The sequence below is a fragment of the Microbacterium sp. genome, assembly GCF_017305435.1.
Taxonomy (GTDB): domain Bacteria; phylum Actinomycetota; class Actinomycetes; order Actinomycetales; family Microbacteriaceae; genus Microbacterium.
On the sequence record NZ_JAFKIP010000003.1, the window covers coordinates 80,489 to 99,693 of the forward strand.

Here is a 19,205-nt window from a genome sequence, read left to right on the forward strand (position 1 = left end):
CCTGAGGTTTGGGAGGACGGGGGAGGATCAGGCGGCGATGCCGAGCCGGGCGGTCACGACCCGATCGAGCCAGCCGATGGCGGCGTAGGCGACCAGGGCGACGACGACCAGCAGCACGCCCGCCGCCCACAGCGCGAAGTAGTCCGCGCTGATGGATGACTGGGTCAGCAACTGGCCGAGGCCCTTGCCGGTGGCCAGCCACTCGGCCAGCGTCGCACCGCTGATCGCCGCGGGTACGGCGATGCGCGCCGAGGCGGTGATCGAGGGGAGTGCGTACGGGATGCGCACCAGCACGGCGGCCCGTGACGACGAGCCACCCGACGCGCGGATGACATCCAGCGCACCGTCGGGCGCCGAGCGCAGTCCGGCCGACACCGTGACGAGCGTCGGGAAGAACGTCACGAGGGTGACCAGCACCGTCACGCCCAGCAGGCCCCGCCCGAACACCACCATGAGCAGCGGCGTGAGGGCGAGCAGCGGAATGGAGCGAAGCACGATGGCGAAGGGCATGAGCGTGCGCCCGAGCGCCGGGAGGGCGGCGAACAGCACGGCCGCAGCGACCGCCAGGACGGTGCCCACGGCGAACCCGACGACGGCATCGAGGAGCGTTTGTCCCAGTCCGCCGCCGAACGCGCCCCAGAACGCCGACGCCGGCTCACCGGTGAGCGGATTGCCTGCGACGAGGAATTCCACGATCTCGCCCGGCGTCTTGGTGAAGAACGCCGGCAGATCGAACACCGACCGCAGCGCCTGCCAGAACCCGACGAGAAGCACGAGCGACACTGCCGCCGCGATGAGGGCCTGCCACCGCGGCAGGCGGGACGTCTCGGAACCGGCCACGCCCGTGCCGACTCCGGCGCCGCGGCCGGCCCACGGCAGCAGGACGCGCGCCAGGAGTGCGATGACGCCGTAGCCGAGCGCCGCGATCGCGCCGATGAACACCGCGACCGCCCAGGTGCGGTCGGTGAGGAACGCCTGCTGCGAGTTCACGATGATCGCCCCGAGCCCCTTGTCGGCCCCGAAGAACTCGCTGATCACCGCTCCGAGCACCGCCGCCGGCACGGCGATCTGCAGTCCGGCGACGAGCTGGGGGACGGCGCTCGCCGCGCGAACGAAGCGCAGCCGGGCGAGGTTGCGTCCGCCGCTGGCGGTCACCACATCCAGCGCCGCGGAATCCGTGGACCGCAGTCCCAGCAGCAGGCCGACCAGCAGCGGGAAGTACACCTGCAGGGCCGTGATCACGATGCGGGAGGTGTCGGGCGCGAGCGCGACGATCAGGATCGGCGCGATCGCGACGAAGGGGATGGCGTGGATCACGATCGCGACCCGCATCACGACCGGTTCGCTCACCGGAATCAGCAGACACAGCGCGGCGAGCGGCACCATGACCGCGACCGCGGCGAGCAGACCGCTGCCGGCCATCTGCAGCGTGACCGACGCTCCCCGCAGGAGGAGGTCGGCATCGGCGATCAGCTGGGCGACGAGCGTCGTCGGGTACGGCACGATCCCCGACGAGGAGAACGCGAACGCCACGGCGCACCAGACGGCCAGGATGACGAGCACCACCGCGGTGCCGAGCGCGAGGCTGCGCAGCGTGCCGCCGGTCGCGCCCCCGCCGCGCCGGACGCGGGGGAGGGCGACGCTCACGCGGCCGCTCCCGACCGCGCGGCGAACAGGAGATCCGACAGGCGGTCGCGCAGGGAGTGGAACTCCGGGCTCCGCTGCTGCGCCGCCGATCGCGGCCGGTCCAGGTCGATCGGCACCTCTTCGACGATGCGACCGGGCCGGGCGGCCATCACGAACACGCGGTCCGAGAGCATGACCGCCTCGTCCAGCGAGTGGGTGACCAGCAGTGTGGTGGTCGGGCGCTCGGTCCAGATGCGCTGCAGTTCCAGGTTCATGCTCTGCCGCGTCATGTCGTCGAGCGCGCCGAACGGTTCGTCGAGCAGGAGCACCTTGGGTTCGAGCACGAGCGATCGCGCGATCGCCACCCGCTGCCGCATCCCGCCCGACAGCTGCGAGGGTCGAGCGTGCTCGAAGCCACCCAGTCCCGTCAGCGCGATGAGGTCGGCGATCGCCTTCTTGTCCGTGCGCCGTCCGGCCACCTGCAGCGGCAGGGCGATGTTCGCCTCCACCGACCGCCAGGGCAGGAGAGCGGAGTCCTGGAAGGCGACGCCGATCTCGTGCTGCGCCTGCACGCGCTCGGGTGGGACGCCGAGCACGCTCAGCGAGCCGCCGGTCGGGGACTCGAGTCCGGCGAACATGCGCAGCAGCGTCGACTTGCCGCATCCGGACGGCCCGATCAGCGCCGTGAAGGAGCCGGCCGCCGTGCTGAGCGAGACGTCACGGAGCGCCTCGACCGTGCCCGTGCGCGTGCGGAACTGCTTTCCGACGTGCGCGGCGTTCAGGCCGGTGGTCACTCGAACGCCTCGTCCTCGACCGACAGGTCGAACAGCTCGGACGTGTCCGCGTCGATGCCCACGGTGTCGAAGAACGTCTGGAGCCGCGCGAGTCCCGCCTCGTCGACATACAGCAGGCCGTGCTCGCCGATGTTCTCTTCCGAGAGCTCCGCCCAGATCTTCGCTCCCGCGATCTGCGCGTCGAGGTCCAGACCGAGGTCGGCGCCGTACGTGTCGTACACGATCTGGCCGGCGGCCTCGGGGTCGGCGGCCGCGTCTTCGGCGCCGTGACGCACGGCCCGCAGCATCGAGGTGATCAGCGAGCGCTCCTCATCGTCCTGCAGCGACGACGCGCGCGACACGAAGACGCCGCTCCAGCGGTCGTAGCCGTAGTCGGCCAGCGGGATGCTGACCACGTCGAGACCCTGCTGCTCGAGCGCGACGGGCTGGTTGGCGAGGGTGCCGGTGATCGCATCGACCTCACCCGAGGCGAGCGCTGCCGGGTCGGAGCCGACCATCACCCGCTCGATCTGGTCCGGGTCGACGCCCACGAGCCGGAAGAAGGGGTCGTACACCGGCTGGTCGGTCTGCGACATGCCGAGCGTGTGGCCCACGAGGTCGCTCGGCTCGGTGATCCCGGAGTCCGCGAGCGTGACGATCGCCGAGGAGGTCGTCTGGTAGGTCGCTGCGAGACCGACCAGGCCCGATCCCGCGGCCGCGGACCGTGCGAGAGCCTCCGCCGACAGCACGCCCATGAGGGCGTTGCCGCCCGCGACCTGCGCATCGGCCGTCACGTCGGGGCCGCCGGGCAGCAGGGTGATGTCGATGCCCTCGTCGGCGAAGTAGCCCTTCTCGGCGGCGACGATGGTGGCCATGTTCTCGACGTTGGGCGTCCAGCCCAGCTGGATCGAGACGGGCGTGAGGGTCTGCGCGGAGCCGTCGTCGGTGGTGGTCCCGCCGGCGCAACCGGCGAGGGCGACGCCGGCGACGGCGAGCAGGGCGCCGGCCGCGAGAGCCGTGCGGCGGGCGGGGCGGATGAAGGGGACAGGCATGGTTCCTCCGATGGTGTGGGTGCGGTGTCGGGTGGAGCGGATGGGGGTCTGTGGCCGGCCTCGGGGGATCCGGAGGCCGGAGCGGTCACACAGTGAGCGCCGTTCGGAGCGCGTCGGCGTGGAACGCGTCGATCAGTCGCACCGGTGCGCGGTCCGAGGTGGCATCGCGCTCGTCGACCACAGTGACGCCGTGGGCGAGCCCGCCGTCGTGGACGACGCGCACACGGTGTTCGCGCGCGGATGCGATGCACCCGGGCGCCAGGGCGGCGGCCATCGCGAGGGGGTCGGGGCGGCCGAAGTCCGTGTTCGCCGCGTACTCGGGATCGTTCGAGATACGGTGCTCGTGCAGCGCGCGCAGGGTGCGCGCGGGCGCACTGCCGCCCGCCCAGAATCCCTCGAGCTCGGCCCGTGAGAAGCGGTGCGCCAGCGACGCATCCCAGGTCAGCAGGGTGACGTGACGCATCCGCGCGAACACGACCTCGGCGGCGACCGGATCGGCGAAGATGTTGAACTCCGCGTTGAGCGAGGCGTTCCCGTGCTGCGCGGGACTGCCGCCCATGATCGTGAGGTCGGCGACCAGGTCGGGAAGCCCGGGCTCGAGCGCGATGGCCAGGGCGAGGTTCGTGAGCGGACCGAGAGCGATGATCCGCAGGGTGCCCGGATGCTGTCGGGCGAGCTTCGCGATGGCGACCGCCGCGTGCTCGGAGTGCGGCCGGCGCGTCGCGCGTTCGCGCGGGAATCCCGCGAGCCCGTCGTCACCGTGGATGTGCGCGGCGTCGACCGGAGCGCCCGAGAGCGGGAGCGCGGCTCCGGCGTACAGCGCCACCTCGGGAGCCCACTGCTCGAGCAGCCAGGCCGCGTTCTCGGTGACGGCCCCGAGGCCGACGTTGCCCGCGACGGTGGTGATGACCAGCTGCTCGGGCGGCAGCATCCGGCACGCCATCGCCAGGGCATGGGCGTCGTCGAGGCCGGGGTCGGTGTCGATGATGTACACGGGACTCCTGCGGGTCGGTCATGAGACGATGGCAAACGCCAAATCGATTTGGCATCAACCTACGCCGCCGCTGCGCGACCGACCGCCGCGGAAACGAGACTGTTACACGGCGGGAATCCGACCGTCACGTGGCGCGGGCGTCGGCGGCCGGGGCTGATTAGCATGAGCGAGGGAGGGCGCCGGGATGAGCACATCGGCACGCGGCTCGGTCAGGATCGCCGACGTCGCGCGCGAAGCGGGCGTCTCGCGCACCACCGTCTCGCACGCGCTGACCGGCAAGGGTCGTGTCGACCCCGCAACCCGCGCGCGGGTCTCGGCTGCCGCCGAGAGGTTGGGCTATCGTCCGAACGTCCGCGCGCAGCGGCTGCGCGGTGGGCGCTCCAAGACGGTCGCCATCCTGTCGGCCCTGCCGCCGTCGATCGTCGGCGAGAACTCCGAGATGGGATTCCTCATCGACCTCGCCGTCCCCGCCGCGCGGGCATGCCTCGCGCACGGGTACGCCATGCTGCTCGTGCCCCCGGGCGCCCCGCGCGAGCACCTCGATGGACTGGACATCGACGGCGCCATCGTGCTCGACCCGCGCGAGGACGACCCGAACTGGGCGGCGCTGTCGGCGCGGGGGATCACCGTGGTGACGATCGGAGAAGCCCGCGGCGTCGTTCCCGACGGCGTGCTCGAGCGCGGGCTCGCCGGTGCCGAGACGATGATCGACCACCTCGTTGCCGAGGGCGCCCGACGTATCGGCGTCATCGTCTCCGAGGAGCAGCACGCCCTGTCGGCCCTTCTGCCCGACGCCTTCGCGGCGTGGGGATGGCGTCGCGGCGACGCCGAGATCGTCCTCGCGCGGGCGCGAGCCTCGGACGGGACGGATGCGGGAGCCCGCGTCACCGCTGAGTTGCTCGCCCGCGAGCCCGGCCTGGACGCCGTGTACGCCCCGCTCGACGCGTTCGCCGTGGGGGCGATGCAGGCGGTGACGGCCTCCGGGCGCCGCGTGCCGGACGACGTGCGCATCGCCACCAACTACGACGGGCCCCGTGCCGCCGCGTGCAGCCCACAGCTGACGACCCTCGACCTCGACCTGCCGGAGATGGGCCGGATCGCCGTGGCGATGCTGGTCGCGCTGCTGGACGACGCGCCGGTGCCCCGCCGTACGGCGCCCGCACCCCGGGTCATCGTGCGCGGATCCACCCGCGCCGGTGCATCGTCGGGCCCGGTGGTCTCCCTGGGTTAGTTCGGCGCGCGCTCGGGCGGATGGGGTGGGGTGCCCGCGGGTAGTACGGCGCCCTCCCGCGGATGGTCCGGTGCCCTCCCGCGGAGGGCCCAGCGCCCTTCTAGGGCGCGCGCCCGGGTCAGGCGTGCGCTGGGGACTGCTGCAGGGATAGGTGACATCTTGACCTGCCCCACGAAAAGGGTTCCAGTTTCGGTGGGTAACTGGTGGCCTGATCCGGGAGGCTCATCCTCATGCCTCGTCCCTATCCGCGGGAGTTTTGTGCTCGCGCTGTCGCGCTCGTGCGTGCCGGCAAGCAGGCCAAGCAGACCGCCGTCGAACTCGGGATTCACCCTGTCACGCTCTCGAACTGGATCCGCCAGGACGATATCGATAACGGTCGCCGTCCGGGTGTCCCGTCGTCCGAATCGGCGGAGCTGCGAGCTGCGAGACGCCGCATTCGAGAGCTCGAGATGGAGTTGCTGATCGTCCGGCAGGCGGCGAAGCTTCTCGACGAGGAGCGTCCCCGCCCAAAAGACTCTTCCCGGTGATCGACCGCCTCGCCGACGCCGGGATCCCGATCGACCGTTGCTGCCGCGTCCTCGGGGTCGCGGGGCAGCACTACTACCGTGTCAAACGGAAGCCGCTGACCCAGTCCGAGCTGCGCCGGCAATGGCTGACCGGGCTGATCCGGGAAGTGCACGTCACCTCACGCGGCACATACGGATACCGCCGCGTCCACGCCGAACTGACCATGGCCATGGGTGTCACCGTCAGCGAGCGCACGGTGCACAAACTGATGCGTCTCGCCGGGATCTACGGGCTCCCCGGGCCGGTCCGCACCAAGCGACTCCGAGGAGTCGTCACCGCCGATGATCTCGTGAACCGCAAGTTCGCCCGCCCGCGTCCGAACGAACTCTGGGTCACGGACATCACGCAGCACCGTACGCGCGAAGGCTGGGTCTACTGCGCCGCGGTCCTCGACGCCTACAGTCGCCGCATCATCGGCTGGTCGATCGACTCGAAGCAGGACACCACCCTCGTCATCAACGCGCTCGACATGGCGATCCGGAATCGTCGTCCAGCACCGGGCGGGATCGTGCATGCGGATCATGGAACGCAGTTCACCTCGTGGCTCTTCGGGGAGAAGATCCGCTCCGCAGGCCTGCTGCCCTCATTCGGATCGGTCGGCGACGGGCTGGACAACGCGATGATGGAAAGCTTCTGGTCATCCATGCAGATCGAGCTGCTGAAACGGAAGAAGTGGAAGACGAGGGTCGAGCTCGCCAACGCGATCTTTGAGTACATCGAGATCTTCCACAACCGTCAGCGCCGACACTCTGCTCTCGGCTACCGCACCCCAATCGAATACGAGACACTCGAAATCAACGACATCCCCGCCGCGAGTTAGTGACCCGGACTGGAACCGAATCCGTGGGGCAGGTCAAAATGGCTCTTCGGACATCCGGCGAGCCCTACCCCCACCGGATGTCCGAAGAGCCCATTTGTGGATCCGCTACGACCGCGGAAGTCCCACCATCGCGCGCCGCGCGGATACGGATCCGCTCGCGCGACGCGCTTGGTCGGCGTAGCGTCGCGTTTGTGGATCCGTTCGACGACGCGCAGCAGCCTCGGTGCCCGGAATGCGGCACCGTGCTCGAGACTGCACGACGCGGCTACGTCTGCCGGGCATGCAACCTAGCGTTCGTCGACGCAATCGCGATCGCAGAGCGCATCGACCCTATGCGGTAGTGGCGTTTTGAGAGTTCCGACGCGACGGACTAGCCCCAGCGCCAGCCCGGAGACATCGTCTACCGACCGCTGGCCCCCGTCAACGGTTAGCGCGCGGATAGGAGCGCGCCGTTCGTTGCGATTTCGAATCAGGAGCCAGCGCGTCTCTCGAACGATTTCGCGAAGCGACTCCCGAGCGAGTATTGGGACGCTGCGGCTCGTCGCGAGGCGGACTCTTTCGGATCGGCGCCCTAAGAGATCGGCGTCCACTTCCTCAGCCACGTGTGGCTCTTTCAGGAGAAGACCTACCTGACCGATGATTTCGCGCTCACATCGGCAGACGTTCGCACCCTCGTGAGCGAGCAGGCTAACCGTCAACGGCTCCAACTGGAGCGGGCGCACGCCCTGCAGGCTATGACAGAGGAGCTCGATCGAAAGGTCCGCCGCGAGCCGATCCCGCAGGACGTCAAGCTCGCTGTGTGGCAGCGGGATCAAGGCCGGTGCATCGACTGCCATAGCCAGAAGGAGCTCGAACTCGACCACATCATTCCGCTTTCGTTGGGAGGAGCCAACACCATGCGGAACCTTCAGCTCTTGTGCGCCCCGTGCAACCGGAGAAAAGGAGCGACCCTGGGCTGAAGCAGAGGCAGCGACGCCCGTGATCGGTTCGCCGATAAACTTCAGCCAGGAGGCAGGATGCCGGTCGAGAGGTCAGCATGGCGGGCGGGCGACTCGGCCGCGTACACGCAGATGCGTGCAACAGCGAATGCCGTCGCTTCGCTGCTGCTCAGCACATCTGGACCAGCGCTCTCAGAAGCGCGCGATGTGCTTCAAGACGCACGTTCCGTCGACGGGTTCGATCGCGCTGCCGTGGATGCTGCACGGGAGCGATTTGACGAGCGCCTCACCGAACTGCGATCGGCCGATCGTGGCTGAGCTGTCACTCACCGACGAGCAGCAGCGTGACCTGCTCGAGCGCCGCATCTTGCCGGTCATCTTCGGGGACGCACACGCCTCGCCTGCTCCCACACTCACCGTGGTCACCGGTCAACCCGGCTCCGGATCACCTCGCGCAACGAGCCGAGTGCTATCTGACGCTCCCGACAGCGCAGTGATCAGTGCCGACACCCTGCAGGCGCTCCATCCGCGCTACCCCGACCTCGTTCGGTCACGCTCGCCGCGCGCACTGACGTTGCTGTCTGAACCAGCCGCGTATTGGGCTGCGCAGGCACTCACACACGCGCGTGAGACGGCTCGCTCGCTCATCGTGGAGACATCGATCAGCTCACCCTCTACGGCGCTGCGGCTGGCTGAGTCGTTCTCCCGCGGCGGCTTCGCCATCCGGGTAATCGTCGTAGCGACGCCGCGAGCGCAGAGTCTCCTCGCCGCTGCCTCGGGCCACCTCTTGGAGAGACGCGCGGGACGCACCAGCACTCCCCCAGCCCTCTCGGCGCATGACGAGTCGTGGAACGCGGTTAGGGCCCTTGTCGGCGGCCTGGAGGCCACTCCCGCGGTCGATCAGCTCAGCCTGTTCGATGACGCCGGGACGGTCTTGTTCGACGCAGCCCGGTCCGATGAACGCGCATTCGCGGGGGCAAGCCGAACGCTCATCGCGGCCCACTCGACGCCGATGACGAATGCGTCCGCGATGCGCTGGCTGTCCGAGCTCCGCGCAGCGACCGATTACGCGATCACTGATGACTCACTAGACCGGTCAACCGTTGACGTGCTCCTTGAGCTGCAGGGAATCGCCGTGGAGGAGGTGCTCCCGCGGATTGTCCTGCCGCCGGAGTCCCTCGCCCGTGCCAACGCATCGGTTGCCATTGCTGAGCGAGCTGACCGGTTGCGCCGTGCCGCCGGGCCCACGTTGGTCGACGCGGCAGCACCGTCGATCACCGCGCCCGACGTTACGATCGGCCTTTCCCGCTGAACCTCACGCGCTCAGCCGGCCAGCGCCCGAAGCGCGTCGAGCCCGAGCCAGGTGGCGCCGATGGCTGCGATGGTGATGCACGCCGCGCCGGCGAGCGCGGCGGAACACGCCCGCCGCAGGTTTGCTCGGGTGACGGCACGGACTGTCACGATCACGGAGATCAGTCCGACCACGCTCGCCGCGAGGATGATCACCTTCCCGGCATCCATCGTGAGAAATTTATCCATCATTCGGCGCACCTGGGCTGTTTCGAACGTGACTGCACTGGTGGCGTCTGCCTGGTACCCAGCCTCGAGAGCGACAGAGGCGGGCGGAGTGAAGGGGACCGTGGAATACCGGACTGAGCGCAGCGAGGGAGGATATGCCGCGAAAGCCCCTTCCGGAGCGCGTCGGCGGAGCCACGATGGCGGGCCAGGAAGACGCTCGCGCGCATCTGCTGCTCCTAACTTGTGAGATTGAGGATCGCGAGCATGAATGCCTGACGATCCGCGTCGGGATGGGTGATCACGTGCTCGACCTGCGCGCGCAGACCGCGGTTCCGGATGCGGTCGACGAGCGGGATCAGTGCGAGGCACCAGTCGATGTCTTCGGCGAGTGAGTAGCCGGGTTCGTGGTCCTCCCTGCCGGGGAAGTACGTGAAGGCGCTCAGGGCGACGCGGTAGATGACCGCCTCCGCCACGGCCCGGTCGAGCTGGATGGATTCGGTTGTGGTGTTCATCGCTGGAGTCCTGTCTGGTTGTGCTGGATGAGGTAGAGGTGGGGTGCGGCCGGGTCGCCCGTTTGGACGGGGCGTCGGTCGCGCGGGCGCAGCCGTTCGTTGACCTGGCGGCCGATGGCGTCGAGGCGGGCCTCCTCGGCCTCGCGCTGGGCACGCGGCCCCGGGTTGCGACGCTTCTCGAGGCGAGCGAGCTCGGCGTGCAGCCGTGCGAGTTCTTCGCCCTGGGTCGCGACGTGGTGTGCGGCGCGTGCCCGGCGAGAGTCCCGCTCCCACGCGGCCAGCAGTTCTATCGGCGTTGACCCCTCGGTGCGGATGCGGTTCAGCTCCGCCTCGCTCCGCGGCCGCGCGAAGAACGCATTCGCCTCTGCCAGGTTGCGTCGCCTCGTCTGCGAAGCCACGGGATGCAGGCCGGACACCGGCATCCCCAGCTCGGCTCGGTACGTCGCGCTCGGAGGCAGCGCTGCCTCGACCTCGGCAGTTCGCGCTTTCTGGGTCGCGTAGGACTCGCGGCGCTTGCGGCGCGCTGTCTCGGGGTCGGCCCAGTACTTCTGCCGCCGGGCCTCCGTGACCTCGACGCGGTTCTCCTGGTAGCGCTTGCGGTTGGCGGCGTTGATCTCGTCGCGGTGTCCCGCCTCCCAGCGTCGCCGGGCGTCGCGCCGCTGCGCACGGTAACGCTCGGGGTCGGCCTGCTTGCGCTTCTCGCGCTGCTGCTTCTGGTACGCGCGCTGCTCGTCACGGTGGGCCGCGTAGTAGGCGCGCGAGTACGCCCGGCGCGCCTCACGTCGTGCGTCTTCCTCCTCGTCGTTGAGTCGGCCGAGCTGGTCACGCAACCGAGCTATCAGCGCTTCCGCCTGTACGATGTCGCCGGCGAAGGGTTCCTCGCTCATCGCGACATCCCCGTCCCGCTGGCGTGCAGCTCAGAAATCAGATCCGGACGAAACCCCGACCAGTGGTGATCGTCATCGACCACCACGACCGGCGCCCTGACATGCCCGAGCACGCGCGTGACGTAGACGAGGTACCGCGCGTTGGCCGGGTCAGTGAGGTCGATGTCGCGATACGGGATGCCCGCGGCATCCATGCACATCCGCGTGAGCCGGCAGCCCTGACACTCTTCGCCGGTGGAGAAGAGCACCACGCCTTTCATGGCACTCGCCTCCCGCGCGGGATAGGGGCATCCGAGGTGCTCGATCGGGTGGACGCGTCGAGCCACCGCTCGATGTCAGCCACCTTGTAGATGACGGAGCGGCCCAGCTTGACGAAAGCCGGCCCTCCCCCGTGCTGCCGCCATGCGCTGAGCCTGCTCACACACAGACCGAGCTGCTCGGCAAGCTCCTGGGGCGTGAGGAACGTGTGCTCGGGATCCTCAACCTGCAACTGAAGAACACTGACCATGATTCACCTCTCTCGTGTCATGTTCGGATTGGTTAGACATGAGTGAAGCACTATCTGCTACTCTTCACAAGAGGCGAATGTGAAAGCGCCGCGCGGTTAGGCAAACTAGGGAGGTGAAGGTCGACGTGAGAACACCCGACGGTCAGGACATCACCTGGCGTGACGCCGCGCAGGCGGTCGGGTCCGCGCTGCGCATTGTCCCGACGTTCGTCGCGACACGTTTGGATGACGCCGCGGGCGTCAGGACGTCGCTGACCGCGAGCTACCTTACGGGCGAGGGTCGCTACGTCACCCGCGAGGTGACCCACACCGCGCTGCGCGACGACGTCGAGGTCAACTACCCGACGGTCGCGAAGCTCGGCACCCAGGCGATCGTGCAGGCCGCCGCGCCCCGCTGCATCTTCCTGACCTTGGATCGCGAGGACGACCCCCTCGCGACCTGGATCAGCGTCGATGCGCTCACCACAGCCAAGGGCCGCATCCTGCCCCCAGCCGTCGCGGCAGAGGTCGTCAAGCGCGGCGTGAGTGAGGCGCGATTGGATGCCATCGAGTTGCTCTACGGCACCGCCGCCCTCGCAGGGCTGCCGCCTGCGAAGCTGATCCAGGCTGAACTCGGCATCCCGCACCGCACGGCATCCGCATGGATCATCGACGCCCGCGCCGCCGGACGCCTCAAGGGCATGAACTTCCACGCCGGTCGACCGGCAGGTGGGTAGCATTCGCCCCTACACAAGCGCTCAGGGCAAGCGATACGAAGTTCGCTACAGGAAGCCGGACGGGACGCACGGCGGTAAGCGCGGCTTCGTTCGGAAGCGCGACGCAGAGCTGTGGCTTGCGGAGATCGAGACCGCCCGCGTGAAGGGCGGGTTCGTCGACCCCCAGGCTGCACGCATCAAAGTCGACGACCTCGGCAAGGTCTGGCTCGAATCCAAACGCCACTCGATGAAGCCGTCATCGTTCGCGCCCGTCGAGACCGCCTGGCGACTCCGCGTCCGACCGAAGTGGGGAGCGTGGTCGGTTGCCGACATCCTGCACAGTGACGTGCGCGCCTGGGTCACCGACCTCAGCCAAGAGGTCGGGGCAACCGTCACCATCCGCACCTACGGCGTACTCGCCAGCATCCTCGACGACGCCGTCTACGACGGGCGCATCGCCGTCAACCCGGCACGCAAAGGCGGCATCGCACTCCCCCGCAAAACGAGGAGACGCCACGGCTACCTCACCCACGCGCAAGTGCGCCGGCTCGCGGAGGCATCCGGCGAGCACCGGCTCCTTGTCCTCCTTCTCGCCTACACCGGCATCCGGTGGGGTGAGATGGCAGCCCTGCGCGTCGAGGACATCGACTTCGCCCGCGGCCGGCTGCACATCTCGCGCAACGCCGTCGAGGTCCACGGACAGTTCCACGTGGGCACACCCAAGTCGCACGACTCCCGTGCCGTACCCGTTCCACGCTTCATCCTCGACGAGCTCGCGCGCGTCGTCGCGGGCCGAGGTCGCGACGCGCTCGTCTTCCCCGCGCCCGATGGCGGCTTCATGCGCCGCACCCGAGCGAGCGACGGCTCCAAGTCGTGGTTCAAGACAGCGCTGCGCGAAGCGGCACTCCCCCTCATGACTCTGCACGATCTTCGCCACACCGCCGCGTCCCTCGCCGTCCAGTCGGGAGCCAACGTCAAGACCATCCAACGGATGCTCGGACACACCTCAGCGGCGATGACGCTCGACGTCTACTCCGACCTCTTCGACGACGACCTCGACGACGTCGCCACAGCACTCGACCGCGCGGCGCACGCGTCAGCCGCCGCCCCCACCCAGCCGCAGTTCCCGATCGGCGGCGGACTCGGACTCTAGACGAAACCCCGGCGATGTGGCTCGGCCAGTGATCGTTCCGGGGTCTTCAGGAGAGAGCTTGCGCCGTGGGCTCAGGCGGCCCACGACGCCTCCCCACTGTGGGTGCCGCACGGCCGCAGTCCGCAAGGAGACGCTCGGCGCGGACCAGGTGTGTCGTGTTCCCCGTCGCCCAGATGCCGTTTCGTCGCCCCGGTCCTGAATCCTCGCAAAGAGGGATCACAAGGGATCACTTGGGGTCACAGAACCGCGTGAAATCAAGGGTCCGAGTTCTCAAGTGCTGCACTGGATCACATCGGGTTCACCGCGATTGTTCCCGCGGATGTTCCCGCCGCGAGTTCCCCTCGTCAGGGTGATTCAGATCGAACGCGGGCCGCTCGCTGCGGGTGCGGGCGATCGACGTGAAGTTATAGCCCGGAGGTGGACACGACGTCGCACTCGAGGGAGACGCCATACCCCCAGGGTGGTTCACGGTGACCCGAGGGGCCGGACGCTGAGCACGGTTTCCCATCGACGGGTTTTCAGCGGGCGACGGGATCGCCCTCGACGATGAGTTCGGCGATGTCGCGACGAGTGGGCATCATCTCCCAGTCGCCGTCCCCACGGCAGGCGCACGCACCGACCGCTGCGGCGGTGCGCATCCGCTGAGCAAGATCACGGCCTTCGAGTCGCTCCGCGAGGTAACCGCCGACGAAGGCGTCGCCTGCTCCCACGGTGTCAGCGACCTCGACCTGGAAGGCATCCTGCTGGCACACCGTCTCGCCCTCGAGCGCGTAGGCCCCGCGTTCGCCGAGCTTGATGATGACCTCCCCGGGGCCGAAGGCGGCGATACGGGAGGCGAGGTCCGCCGTTGCGCCTGGCCCTACGGCGATTGCCGCCTCGTCGTCGCCGGCGAAGACGATATCGGCCAGCGCGAAGGCATGGAGGTACGCTGCGCGCGCAGAGTCCTCCGCCCACAGCCGCGAGCGGTGATTCACGTCGAACGCAATCGCTGCCCCAGCCGCTTTGGCGTCGCGCGCGGCGTTGAGCACGGTTCTCGCAAGCACTTCGCTGACAGCCAGGCTGATGCCGGTGAAGTGAAAGATCCTGGCGGACGACAGAGAGCCCGCCGGCACGTCTTCGGGGGTGAGGCGACTGCCGGCGTTCTCCCCTCGGTAGTAGACCACGCGAGTCCGACCGCGGGCCGGGCGATCCTTGATCATGAGGGCGGTAGGCGCATCCGGATCCACCGTCGCGACCACCTCCACGCCTTCTCCTCGAATGGCGCGCACGATCCGCCGCCCGAATGCGTCGTCACCGACCCGGCCGATCCATGTGGTCTTCGCTCCAAGGCGCGCTGCGGCAATGGCGACGTTGCTCTCTGATCCTCCGAAGCTGATTCCAGCGTCGCCGACGGTGTCGAACCCTCCGGTCCTCGTGGAGTAGACCAATGCGAGGCTCTCTCCGATGGTGACAAGCCCGCTCACCGGGGTACTCCTTCCGCGATGGCCACCGAGGCACGCACTGCCTCAGCGACAGCGCCCGCTCCACGCTCGAGCATTGCGTTCGACGTAAGCCAGCTGCCGCTGACGGCAGCCACCGCCGGGTGGGCGAGGTGCTCGGCGAGTGTGTGCTGCGTAACCCCACCCGAGGGCATGAATGCCATGTCCGCGAACACCGACCGGAACGCATCGAGGAGCCTCAACCCGCCGAGGAGGTTGGCGGGAAACAGCTTCACGAGCTGTACGCCAGCGCGACGCGCGGCAAGCACTTCTGTCGCGGTTGCAACGCCGGGAACAACGGGGACACCCCGGCGCTGCGCGACGGCGATGATGTCGTCCGCGTATGCGGGCGTAACGAGGAAGGAGGCACCCGCGTCGAGCGCGGCCTCTGCCTGCGCGGCATCGAGCACCGTCCCGGCCCCAACGATGAGATCCCCACCCGCTGCAAGGTCAGCGAGGGCTCTCATCGCATACGGGTTGCGCAGGCCGACCTCGACGATGCCCAACCCGCCACCCAGGAGCCCCTCTCGCAGCGCGAGCGTGTGATCCGCGTTCTGGGGCGTGGCCAGCGGCACGAGGCGTTGCCCGGACAGGACGCTGGAGTTCTCGGTAGTCACTGCTGCTCCTCATCGGTGCGCCCTCGGACGAAGTGCGGCATTTACGACCCTCCGTGTGTCAGGGAGAGCAGGTTCGCGAAGAGCCCCTCGCGGTCACGCCTCTTGAAGTCCTCTACCTCTTCAATCAGACGCGACAGGTGCTCATCGAGCAGGGCCTGCGCTGTTGCCCCGTCCCGCCGTCGCATCGCCTCGAGAAGGGCCCGGTGTTCATCCGGCGCGTCGTGAACGGTCCCGTGCAGTGACGTGACGACGAGAAGGAGCGGGTCGAGGGCATCGAGGGCGTCATAGAGCACGACAGTGCTCAAGGCCTCGAAAAGGGTGCTGCGGGAACACCGCACGAGGAGCTTGTGGAAGTGGTTCGCGACGTACCCCTCATACGACTCGCCGGCGACCATGCGCCGGTGGTCGCTCAGCGCCGATTCGAGGTCGGCGAAGTCTTCCTCAGTGCAACGCTCGGTGGCGAGCAGGATCACCTCCCGTTCCAGTCCCCGCCGTGCGCGGAGAAGATCGAGCAACTGGTCAACGTGCTGGATGTCCAGCGCCCCGGAGAGTCCTTCCCCGCGGCTTCTGTTGCGGATGATTTCCTCAACGAGGATGCGGCCACGTTCGGTGAGGACTCTGCCTTTCCCGCCTGCTGCGGAGGTGAGCCCGGACTCGTCCAGCTTCGTGAGCAGGCGTGAGACGGTGGGCTCGCTGATGGAGTAGCCCGCTTCCTGCAGTTCTCGCGCGACAAGCCGCGCGCCCCTCGGCTCGGCGCTTACGGCCAGTATCTCCAACACCGAGACGGTCTCCGGAGAGAAGTGTCCCTCTTCCGCGGGGGCGCGCGCGGGTCGGGCATCCGCGCGCGCGGACTCCTTAAGCGCCATCGTCGTCCGAACCAGGAAGTGCCCCGACGCGTCGCACGTCGTCTGACCAGCGAGGGTCAACAGGCGCGGTGATCGCGCCGTAGTGCTCGGGGCGCCGATGATGGGCGAAATTGAACACGTCTCGACGGTACTTCTTCACCATGTCGAGATCGATATCCGCGGTGATTACTTCGTCGTCACGCGAACTAGCGAGGGCGACGATCTCACCGCTGGGGGCCACGATAACGGAGCCGCCGATCTGCTCGACGCCCTCTTCGACGCCCCCCTTTCCCACCCCAATGACCCACAGGGAGTTCTGGTACGCGCCGGCCTGCATGGACAGGTGGTTGTGGAACTCCGTGAGGGTGTCGATCTCGGGCAGATGCGGAGTCTTGACGGGTGTGTTGTAGCCGATGCAGACGATCTCCGCTCGCGCGAGCGCAAGCATCCGGTATGTCTCCGCCCATCTGCGGTCGTTACAGATGGCGAGGCCGAGCCGTGTCCGTTTCCAATCGACCACAGGGAATCCCAGGTCCCCGACCTCGAAGTAGCGTTTTTCCAGGAGCTGATGCTCGGCGCGCTGGGGTTCCCCGAAGCCGGGGAGGTGGACCTTGCGGTATTTCAGTGCGACGTCCCCGTGCTCGTCTGCGAGCACGCTGGAGTTGAACAGACGCCCCTCATTGGTGCGCTCTGCGTAGCCCATCACGACCGCGATGCCGAGTTCGGCGGCGCGCGTGAACAGCGGGGCGACGCGCGCGAATGGCGTGTCCAGATCGTAGTAGCTCAGCAGCTCCTCGCGATCTTCGATGACCCAGTGGGGGAAGAACGGCACGCTTGCCAGTTCCGGGAAGACGAGCAGCTCGACACCGCGCGCCGATGCCTTCTCCAGGAGGGCGACCATGCGTTCGGAGACCTCGTCCGCGGTGTGCCGCCTCTCGACGGGACCCATCTGCGCGGCTCCAACAATCATGCGGCGACTCATAGCTGTGCTCTCTCTTCCACTCCTGCGGTCGCCGACCAGGCCGGCTTGGCGGTTCTGTCTCCCGTGAACGGCTGCGGCGCGACGGTGTCGGTGTTGCGGTGACCGCGCTCGACCAACCTGCGCACGCTCTCCGCACCGAACAGGTTGCCGTCGAAGACCGGGACCCCGGTCCTGCGTTCGAGGCGTTCGGCTTGGTCGCTGAATCCCGCGCAGGCGAGGACGAGGCACTGTGCCCCGCGCGCGAGGAGGTCATCGGCCACCTGGGCGAACCGTGCCGTGACTTCCGCGCTGTCGGCGTTGAGTTCGACCACCGTCCCGTCCAGGCTGCCGAAGAGCACTCGGTCAGAATCGAGTCCGTTCCGGGCGCAGTGCGCGGCGACTCGGGGCACCACTCGCGTGTCCACGACGATGACGCCGACGCGTTCTACGGCCTCCTTAGCCGCTAGGAGGGCGCTGGCTCCAATGCCGACGACTGGCTGCGGCACCAGTTCTCGGCAGGCTTCCAGGCCGGGGTCGTCGAAGCAGGCGATGACGAAGCCGTCGTACTTGTCCTTCGCGTTCCAGACCGTGTCGATGACCGCGCTCGCCGCGATGATGTTGTCTGTCTCACTTTCGACGGAGAGCGGCCCCCATGGGACGTTCCGCACGTCGATAGACACCGCCTCATCGAATTCTGCGAGGGCGGCTTCGATCGTCCGCGTCATCTCGGGTGAGGTGTTGGGGTTGACGACAAGGATGTTCATGGGTTCTCTCACCTTGTGGCGCTGAATCCGGCTAGGTCGATATCGGGTCTGCCCTCGACCATGGCCTCGGCGAGCAGGCGGCCCGAGACCGGCCCGAGCGTCACTCCCCACATCCCGTGGCCTCCGTTGACGTAGATGTTCTTCGTTCGGGTCTGTCCGACGATGGGCATGCCATCACTGGAGATGGGTCGACCCCCGTGCCACACCTCGCGAACCGAATTCCAGTGGGCCATCGGCAGGACGCGGCGGGCGTTCTCCTCCAGGCGGCGCGCCCCGCGAGGCGAGAATGCACCATTCGGGTCATCGATCTGCATCAGGGTGGAGATCCGCAGGGAATCACCCATTCGCGTCGTCGCGATCTTCGCCTCCGGAAAATAGAGCATCCCCTGGGGCAGATCGGGAACGTCGACGCGGAGGGAGTAGCCGAAGCCGGCAAGGACCCGTGGGCCCACGCCGTGCATCGTGGTGAGGTCATCCAGCCACGCGCCACTGCAGATCACCGCCTGGTCGAAGCGACTTTGTGTTCCGCTCGTCGTCAGCACTTGGATGCCGGAGGAAGGACCTTCGCCCCCCACCGGGTCGACCGACTCCACGGACGCGCTCACGAACTCCACGCCCCTGCCGGCAAGTTCGGCACGCAGGGTCTCCATAAGCACGGGCGGCTGCACAAGACCTTGGTTTTCGAGCACGACTCCGAAGCGTCCCTCTGCTCGGGCCAACGGCTCCCGCCGGAAGAGCTCCGCCTCGTCGAGGAGAGCGATGTCGAGCTCGAGCCCTCGACTGGTGACCTGTAGGAGGTCGGAGATCTGAGCGTGCGCGGCATGCTGGGTGCGGAACGCTGAGACGAACGGCGCGCGCTCGAAGCTGAGCGCCAGGCCCTCGTCTTGCACCCGCTCGAATTCGCTGAGCGCGAGGCGGTCGATGTGCACGAGGCTCTCAACGGAGCGCAGCCACTTGCCCTGGCGGCTGTTCATCGCGAACTTTCCCAGGAACTCCACCGACCGCATGCTCACCGTCCGCGGCAGCACCATGAAGGAGTTGCGCTGGAACACGCTCTTGAAGACTGAGGTGATGTTCGCCACGCTCGTCAGCGGAACCGACATTACGGGGACGATGTGCCCGGCGTTCCCCCACGATGCATTGCGCAGCTCGTCGAGGGGCTGGCGCTCGTAGACGGTGACGTCCGCGCCCCGCTTGGTCAGCTCGTACGCGGTGAAAAGGCCTACCGCCCCTGCACCGACGACTGCCACTGCTTTCTCGGACACC

The 19,205-nt window shown here is 68.2% G+C and carries 20 protein-coding genes and 2 pseudogenes; 6 read left to right on the top strand and 16 right to left on the bottom strand.

Translation table 11 applies throughout. The features are described 5' to 3' along the window. Positions 1-27: 27 nt before the first annotated feature. From J0I43_RS03790 to J0I43_RS03805, 4 genes are all read right to left on the bottom strand, one after another. On the bottom strand, positions 28-1,647 hold the full coding sequence (locus J0I43_RS03790; protein ID WP_292859292.1) for an ABC transporter permease: 1,620 nt from the start codon (positions 1,645-1,647) through the stop codon (positions 28-30). Next, a complete protein-coding gene (locus tag J0I43_RS03795; RefSeq protein ID WP_292859295.1) occupies positions 1,644-2,420 on the bottom strand; it encodes an ABC transporter ATP-binding protein in 777 nt (258 codons plus the stop codon). Before J0I43_RS03795 ends, J0I43_RS03790 begins: the two co-directional genes overlap by 4 nt. Further along, a complete protein-coding gene (locus J0I43_RS03800) occupies positions 2,417-3,451 on the bottom strand; it encodes an ABC transporter substrate-binding protein (RefSeq protein WP_292859298.1) in 1,035 nt (344 codons plus the stop codon). The genes J0I43_RS03795 and J0I43_RS03800 overlap by 4 nt, the downstream gene beginning before the upstream one ends. Before the next feature lie 85 nt (positions 3,452-3,536). Continuing rightward, on the bottom strand, positions 3,537-4,445 hold the full coding sequence (locus J0I43_RS03805) for a nucleoside hydrolase (protein ID WP_292859301.1): 909 nt from the start codon (positions 4,443-4,445) through the stop codon (positions 3,537-3,539). Between the two features lie 184 nt (positions 4,446-4,629). Between J0I43_RS03805 and J0I43_RS03810 the strand changes: the two genes are divergently transcribed. The 4 genes and pseudogenes from J0I43_RS03810 to J0I43_RS03825 all read left to right on the top strand — a co-directional run bounded on the left by J0I43_RS03810 (position 4,630) and on the right by J0I43_RS03825 (position 9,313). Beyond that, positions 4,630-5,676 (top strand): LacI family DNA-binding transcriptional regulator, encoded by a 1,047-nt coding sequence (locus J0I43_RS03810; protein ID WP_292859304.1) that lies wholly within the window; start codon positions 4,630-4,632, stop codon positions 5,674-5,676. 230 nt (positions 5,677-5,906) lie between these two features. Continuing rightward, positions 5,907-7,063: pseudogene (locus tag J0I43_RS03815) on the top strand (IS3 family transposase). A 602-nt stretch (positions 7,064-7,665) separates the two neighbouring features. Continuing rightward, positions 7,666-8,022, top strand: coding sequence for an HNH endonuclease signature motif containing protein (locus tag J0I43_RS03820; RefSeq protein WP_292859307.1), 357 nt, complete (start codon positions 7,666-7,668; stop codon positions 8,020-8,022). Positions 8,023-8,206: 184 nt separating this feature from the next. Further along, complete coding sequence (locus J0I43_RS03825) at positions 8,207-9,313, top strand: zeta toxin family protein (RefSeq protein ID WP_292859310.1); 1,107 nt, start codon at positions 8,207-8,209, stop codon at positions 9,311-9,313. Positions 9,314-9,324: 11 nt separating this feature from the next. Here the strand turns inward: J0I43_RS03825 and J0I43_RS03830 are convergent, their stop codons facing one another. The 5 genes from J0I43_RS03830 to J0I43_RS03850 all read right to left on the bottom strand — a co-directional run bounded on the left by J0I43_RS03830 (position 9,325) and on the right by J0I43_RS03850 (position 11,426). Continuing rightward, positions 9,325-9,522: a hypothetical protein gene (locus tag J0I43_RS03830; protein WP_292859313.1), complete on the bottom strand. Its 198-nt coding sequence runs from the start codon at positions 9,520-9,522 to the stop codon at positions 9,325-9,327. A 233-nt stretch (positions 9,523-9,755) separates the two neighbouring features. Continuing rightward, positions 9,756-10,031 (bottom strand): hypothetical protein, encoded by a 276-nt coding sequence (locus J0I43_RS03835; protein ID WP_292859316.1) that lies wholly within the window; start codon positions 10,029-10,031, stop codon positions 9,756-9,758. Continuing rightward, positions 10,028-10,918 carry a hypothetical protein gene (locus J0I43_RS03840; RefSeq protein ID WP_292859319.1) on the bottom strand — a complete coding sequence of 297 codons (891 nt, stop codon included), beginning with the start codon at positions 10,916-10,918 and terminating at the stop codon, positions 10,028-10,030. The genes J0I43_RS03835 and J0I43_RS03840 overlap by 4 nt, the downstream gene beginning before the upstream one ends. Continuing rightward, entirely contained in the window at positions 10,915-11,178 is a 264-nt protein-coding gene (locus J0I43_RS03845; protein ID WP_292859322.1) for a glutaredoxin family protein, read from the bottom strand. Before J0I43_RS03845 ends, J0I43_RS03840 begins: the two co-directional genes overlap by 4 nt. Beyond that, on the bottom strand, positions 11,175-11,426 hold the full coding sequence (locus J0I43_RS03850) for a helix-turn-helix domain-containing protein (RefSeq protein ID WP_292859324.1): 252 nt from the start codon (positions 11,424-11,426) through the stop codon (positions 11,175-11,177). The genes J0I43_RS03845 and J0I43_RS03850 overlap by 4 nt, the downstream gene beginning before the upstream one ends. Before the next feature lie 125 nt (positions 11,427-11,551). Here J0I43_RS03850 and J0I43_RS03855 point away from each other — a divergent pair, with 125 nt between their 5' ends. Together J0I43_RS03855 and J0I43_RS03860 are read left to right on the top strand one after the other, a co-directional pair. Further along, positions 11,552-12,142 (top strand): hypothetical protein, encoded by a 591-nt coding sequence (locus tag J0I43_RS03855; protein ID WP_292859326.1) that lies wholly within the window; start codon positions 11,552-11,554, stop codon positions 12,140-12,142. A 139-nt stretch (positions 12,143-12,281) separates the two neighbouring features. Further along, on the top strand, positions 12,282-13,274 hold the full coding sequence (locus J0I43_RS03860; RefSeq protein ID WP_292859328.1) for a site-specific integrase: 993 nt from the start codon (positions 12,282-12,284) through the stop codon (positions 13,272-13,274). A 298-nt stretch (positions 13,275-13,572) separates the two neighbouring features. On the opposite strand, the pseudogene J0I43_RS03865 reads toward J0I43_RS03860, so the two are convergent. From J0I43_RS03865 to J0I43_RS03895, 7 genes and pseudogenes are all read right to left on the bottom strand, one after another. Further along, positions 13,573-13,764 (bottom strand): annotated as a pseudogene (locus J0I43_RS03865) (cytochrome ubiquinol oxidase subunit I); the annotation flags it as partial. 28 nt (positions 13,765-13,792) lie between these two features. Beyond that, a complete protein-coding gene (locus tag J0I43_RS03870; protein WP_292859331.1) occupies positions 13,793-14,737 on the bottom strand; it encodes a sugar kinase in 945 nt (314 codons plus the stop codon). Beyond that, a complete protein-coding gene (locus tag J0I43_RS03875; protein WP_292859334.1) occupies positions 14,734-15,369 on the bottom strand; it encodes a bifunctional 4-hydroxy-2-oxoglutarate aldolase/2-dehydro-3-deoxy-phosphogluconate aldolase in 636 nt (211 codons plus the stop codon). The genes J0I43_RS03870 and J0I43_RS03875 overlap by 4 nt, the downstream gene beginning before the upstream one ends. Positions 15,370-15,410: 41 nt before the next feature. Then, the gene (locus tag J0I43_RS03880) at positions 15,411-16,235 is read right to left on the bottom strand and encodes an FCD domain-containing protein (RefSeq protein ID WP_292859338.1); all 825 of its coding nucleotides are present in this window, start codon (positions 16,233-16,235) and stop codon (positions 15,411-15,413) included. After that, positions 16,225-17,184, bottom strand: coding sequence for a nitrilase-related carbon-nitrogen hydrolase (locus J0I43_RS03885; RefSeq protein ID WP_292859341.1), 960 nt, complete (start codon positions 17,182-17,184; stop codon positions 16,225-16,227). Before J0I43_RS03885 ends, J0I43_RS03880 begins: the two co-directional genes overlap by 11 nt. A gap of 8 nt (positions 17,185-17,192) precedes the next feature. Further along, positions 17,193-17,939: an aspartate/glutamate racemase family protein gene (locus J0I43_RS03890; protein WP_292859344.1), complete on the bottom strand. Its 747-nt coding sequence runs from the start codon at positions 17,937-17,939 to the stop codon at positions 17,193-17,195. 8 nt (positions 17,940-17,947) lie between these two features. Further along, a complete protein-coding gene (locus J0I43_RS03895; protein WP_292859347.1) occupies positions 17,948-19,204 on the bottom strand; it encodes an FAD-binding oxidoreductase in 1,257 nt (418 codons plus the stop codon). Position 19,205 lies beyond the last annotated feature (1 nt).

What these genes read in the sequence shown, in the direction of transcription:
- J0I43_RS03800 (WP_292859298.1), bottom strand. Translation starts at nt 3,451, where the DNA reads ATGCCTGTCCCCTTCATCCGCCCCGCCCGCCGCACGGCTCTCGCGGCC.
- J0I43_RS03810 (WP_292859304.1), top strand. Translation starts at nt 4,630, where the DNA reads ATGAGCACATCGGCACGCGGCTCGGTCAGGATCGCCGACGTCGCGCGC.
- J0I43_RS03825 (WP_292859310.1), top strand. Translation starts at nt 8,207, where the DNA reads ATGTGCTTCAAGACGCACGTTCCGTCGACGGGTTCGATCGCGCTGCCG.
- J0I43_RS03830 (WP_292859313.1), bottom strand. Translation starts at nt 9,522, where the DNA reads ATGGATGCCGGGAAGGTGATCATCCTCGCGGCGAGCGTGGTCGGACTG.
- J0I43_RS03835 (WP_292859316.1), bottom strand. Translation starts at nt 10,031, where the DNA reads ATGAACACCACAACCGAATCCATCCAGCTCGACCGGGCCGTGGCGGAG.
- J0I43_RS03840 (WP_292859319.1), bottom strand. Translation starts at nt 10,918, where the DNA reads ATGAGCGAGGAACCCTTCGCCGGCGACATCGTACAGGCGGAAGCGCTG.
- J0I43_RS03845 (WP_292859322.1), bottom strand. Translation starts at nt 11,178, where the DNA reads ATGAAAGGCGTGGTGCTCTTCTCCACCGGCGAAGAGTGTCAGGGCTGC.
- J0I43_RS03850 (WP_292859324.1), bottom strand. Translation starts at nt 11,426, where the DNA reads ATGGTCAGTGTTCTTCAGTTGCAGGTTGAGGATCCCGAGCACACGTTC.
- J0I43_RS03880 (WP_292859338.1), bottom strand. Translation starts at nt 16,235, where the DNA reads ATGGCGCTTAAGGAGTCCGCGCGCGCGGATGCCCGACCCGCGCGCGCC.
- J0I43_RS03885 (WP_292859341.1), bottom strand. Translation starts at nt 17,184, where the DNA reads ATGATTGTTGGAGCCGCGCAGATGGGTCCCGTCGAGAGGCGGCACACC.
- J0I43_RS03890 (WP_292859344.1), bottom strand. Translation starts at nt 17,939, where the DNA reads ATGAACATCCTTGTCGTCAACCCCAACACCTCACCCGAGATGACGCGG.